At 58.2% G+C, this 3,840-nt stretch carries 4 protein-coding genes; 1 reads left to right on the top strand and 3 read right to left on the bottom strand.

Going from position 1 to position 3,840, the window contains the following annotated elements; all coding sequences use genetic code 11:
- Nucleotides 1-165: 165 nt before the first annotated feature.
- Nucleotides 166-744, top strand: a complete 579-nt coding sequence (locus ACIOVB_RS27145) for a Maf family protein (protein ID WP_401272229.1) — start codon at nucleotides 166-168, stop codon at nucleotides 742-744.
- Nucleotides 745-791: 47 nt separating this feature from the next.
- On the opposite strand, the gene sppA is transcribed toward ACIOVB_RS27145, so the two are convergent.
- From sppA to rluC, 3 genes are read right to left on the bottom strand one after another with little or no spacing between them, the layout of a single operon-like run.
- Nucleotides 792-1,781, bottom strand: coding sequence for a signal peptide peptidase SppA (gene sppA, locus ACIOVB_RS27140; RefSeq protein WP_401272228.1), 990 nt, complete (start codon nucleotides 1,779-1,781; stop codon nucleotides 792-794).
- A gap of 24 nt (nucleotides 1,782-1,805) precedes the next feature.
- Entirely contained in the window at nucleotides 1,806-2,468 is a 663-nt protein-coding gene (locus ACIOVB_RS27135) for an HAD-IA family hydrolase (protein WP_401272227.1), read from the bottom strand.
- Nucleotides 2,455-3,414: a 23S rRNA pseudouridine(955/2504/2580) synthase RluC gene (gene rluC, locus ACIOVB_RS27130; RefSeq protein ID WP_187677799.1), complete on the bottom strand. Its 960-nt coding sequence runs from the start codon at nucleotides 3,412-3,414 to the stop codon at nucleotides 2,455-2,457. The genes ACIOVB_RS27135 and rluC overlap by 14 nt, the downstream gene beginning before the upstream one ends.
- Nucleotides 3,415-3,840: the final 426 nt, after the last annotated feature.

The following is a 3,840-nucleotide window of genomic DNA, read 5'->3' as shown; positions in this document are numbered from 1 at the left end:
GGTGCCACGGTCAGCCAATTTGCGCGGGTCAACGTGAGGTGGAATCGGGTCATTCAACATAGGCGCAGCATTATAGGGATGCACCCACCCATGTCAAAGGAAATTGTGCCCTGTCCGTCACTTGCGTGCCTCCGCTAGAATCCGCACCTGCCTCAGGAGACGCGAATGCTGCCTTTATTACTCGCTTCAAGCTCGACTTATCGCCGCGAATTACTCGCCCGCCTGCACCTGCCGTTCGTCTGCAGCTCGCCAGATATCGATGAAAGCCACCGCCCAGGCGAATTGGCAATCGATCTGGTCAAACGCCTCGCCGAACAAAAAGCCCGCGCACTTGCCGACAGCCATCCCGCTCATCTGATTATCGGCTCGGACCAGGTGGCCGTCCTCGGCGATCAGATCATCGGCAAGCCGCACACCTTCGAGAAGGCCCGCGAACAGCTGCTGGCTGCCAGCGGCGCCAGCGTGACCTTCTTGACCGGCCTGGCCCTTCTCAATAGCCAGACCGGTCAATGTCAGGTCGATTGCGTGCCATTCACCGTACACATGCGTCAACTCGACATGGCTCGCATCGAGCGCTACCTGCGCATCGAACAGCCTTACGACTGCGCTGGCAGCTTCAAGGCCGAAGGCCTCGGCGTGAGCCTGTTCCAGTCCACTGAAGGCCCGGACGCCACCAGCCTGATCGGCCTGCCGCTGATTCGCCTGATCGACATGCTGCTGGTCGAGGGCGTGCAAATCCCATGACCACAAAAAACCGGCCATCAAGGCCGGTTTTTTTATGCATCGACAACTCAGCGCAACGAAGGCCCCTGGAAACCCATCCACATCGCCAACTGCTCAGCCACGCTGGCACCAAGCTTCTTCGAGAAACGGTCGAACGGTGATTCCTGAACAGTGAAATCCACCAGTTCTTTCTCGCCGATCACGTCACGCGCCACGGAACTGGCATTACCCAAGCCATCAATCAGCCCAAGCGGCAGTGCTTGCTCGCCCGACCAGACCAGCCCTGAGAATAGCTCCGGATGCTCTTTGTCCTTCAGACGGTCGCCACGGCCTTGCTTGACGCTATTGATGAACTGCTTGTGCGTAGTGTCCAGCACGCTTTGCCAGAACGCAGTTTCTTCAGGCTTCTGTGGCTGGAACGGATCAAGGAACGACTTGTGCTCGCCGGACGTGTACGTACGACGCTCGACACCGAGCTTCTCCATGGTCCCGACAAAGCCATAACCCGCCGCCGTCACACCAATGGAGCCAACCAGACTCGCTTTGTCGGCATAGATCTGATCCGCCGCGCTGGCGATGTAATACGCACCCGACGCGCCGAGATCGGAGATCACCGCATACAACTTGGTATCCGGATGCAGCGCTCGCAGGCGTTTGATCTCGTCATACACATAACCCGACTGCACCGGACTGCCGCCCGGGCTGTTGATCCGCAGGATGACACCCTTGACCTTCTTGTCTTCGAATGCAGCACGCAGGCTACCGACAATATTGTCGGCACTGGCCGGCTCCTTGTCGGCGATCACGCCAGTGACATCGATCAAAGCGGTGTAGTTGGTGCCGCGTGTGGCGCTCTTTTCCATGTCCATCAGCGGCGTGAACAGGATCAGCGCAACAAACAGATAAACAAACGTCAGCAGCTTGAAGAAAATCCCCCAACGCCGCGAGCGCCGCTGCTCCTGCACACCTGCCAGAAGGGTCTTCTCCAACAGCTTCCAGATTTTCTCGTCACCGCCGTCGGCACTTGCCTTGGCCGGTGCTTTCCATTCGTCGGTCATGCCATCCACCCCAGCAAAAACGTATTAAGCCTGCTTCCCCAGCCAGGCATGCAATTCGGAAAAACGGTCGATCGACAGGCGCGGCTCAAATAGCTTCAACGCCTCGATCGATTGCGCGCCATAGCTGACCGCTACCGAGCCCATCCCTGCGTTGCGCGCCATTTCGAGATCGAAGGACGAATCCCCGACCATCAGCGCCTGCTCGGGACGTACGCCGCAATGGGCGAGAATCTGCTCAAGCATCAGAGGGTGCGGCTTGCTGGCAGTTTCATCGGCAGCGCGGGTGATATCGAAATAATCTTCCCAGCCGTGCGCCTTGAGTACGCGATCCAGCCCGCGACGGGCCTTACCAGTCGCGACAGCCAAGTGATAGCCATCATCGCGAAACGAGGCCATCGACTCGACAACACCTTCGAACAACGGCGAAGGTACGGCCTCCGCGGCGATGTAGTGCTCAGCGTAAAACTCACGGAATGCAATCAGCTCGGCATCGCCGATCTCGGGATACAGCGTGCGTATCGCCTCCGGCAAGCCCAGACCAATAATGCCTTTGACGGCAAAATCGTCACGCAACTGAAAACCGGAACGTTCGGACGCAACGTGCATCGCCTCGACAATCCGACCAATGGAATCAGCCAGCGTGCCGTCCCAATCAAAAATCAGCAATTTGTAATCAGGGTGCTGCACTCAGGCGCTCCACAGTTTTGGCCCACATCTCATCGACCGGGGCCTGCAAGGTCAGCTTGCCGCCATCGGGCAGGGGCACGGTCAGCATGTAAGCGTGCAGGAACAGGCGCTTGCCGCCCAGATCACGGATTTCCTTGGTGAAGTCGTCATCGCCGTACTTGCTGTCACCGGCAATGCAATGCCCGGCGTGCAAGGTATGGACGCGAATCTGGTGGGTACGCCCGGTAACAGGCTTGGCCTCGACCATGGTGGCGAAATCGCCGAAGCGGCGCAGCACCTTGAACACGGTCAGGGCTTCTTTGCCTTCATCATTGACTTCGACCATGCGCTCGCCGGAGCGCAGATTGCTCTTGAGCAACGGCGCACTGACCTGCTTGATCGAGGTCGCCCAGTTACCGCGAACCAGCGCCATGTAGCGTTTATCGACGCCATCGCCACGCAGTTTTTCGTGCAAGTGACGCAGCATGCTGCGCTTCTTGGCGATCATCAGCAGGCCGGAGGTGTCGCGATCGAGACGGTGAACCAGTTCCAGCTCCTTGGCATCCGGACGCAACTGACGAAAGGCTTCGATTACGCCGAAATTCAAACCGCTGCCGCCGTGAACCGCAATGCCGGCGGGCTTGTTGATCACGATCAGCGCTTTGTCTTCGTAGACAATCGAGGCTTCCAGGCGCTGCAAAAGGCCTTGGGCCAGAGGCACCGGCTCGTCACGCTCCGGCACGCGAACTGGTGGCACACGCACGATATCGCCGGCCTGCAGCTTGTATTCGGGCTTGATCCGACCTTTGTTCACACGCACTTCGCCTTTGCGCAAAATGCGGTAAATCAAGGTCTTGGGCACGCCTTTGAGCCGGGCGAGGAGGAAATTGTCGATTCGTTGGCCGGCATACTCCGGCGAGACTTCAAGCAGTTGAACGCCTGGAGTCGAAGGGGCAGTAGTTGTCATGGCGCGGATGATAACAATTTTTATGGAATTGAAGCACTTAATCATTGCTGCTATAGTCGCGAACGCCGCCAAAAGCGGCCTGGACAGCGGCACCACGGTCAAAAACCGGCCCTGACCAACGCAATTCACCAGGACGCGAGGCCGTCCTACGGGGCTTTCGCTACGTAACGGTGGAGTTTGCAGTTGTAACAAGCGCAGGTGACATGAGGCCTGAATCACACCGCCGAGCAGAGTTTTAACTCGCCTGGCAGGCAAACATTCAAGGCCAGTTCACAAAGTGCAGTCAACTGCGAATGACCTCGAGCGAACGCTTCGGAAACACTGCCTAAATTAGCCATGATGCGTGACCTCCCCTTTCGGAGCTCACGGTAAATGCCAACCCGCTGCGGATTCTGCGCGCGGCAGCACCCGAATTATCAGGGATAC

Origin of the sequence: Pseudomonas sp. NPDC087639 (assembly GCF_044743385.1) — a bacterium.
Lineage (GTDB): Bacteria > Pseudomonadota > Gammaproteobacteria > Pseudomonadales > Pseudomonadaceae > Aquipseudomonas.
This window is presented reverse-complemented; position numbering and strand designations above follow the sequence as displayed.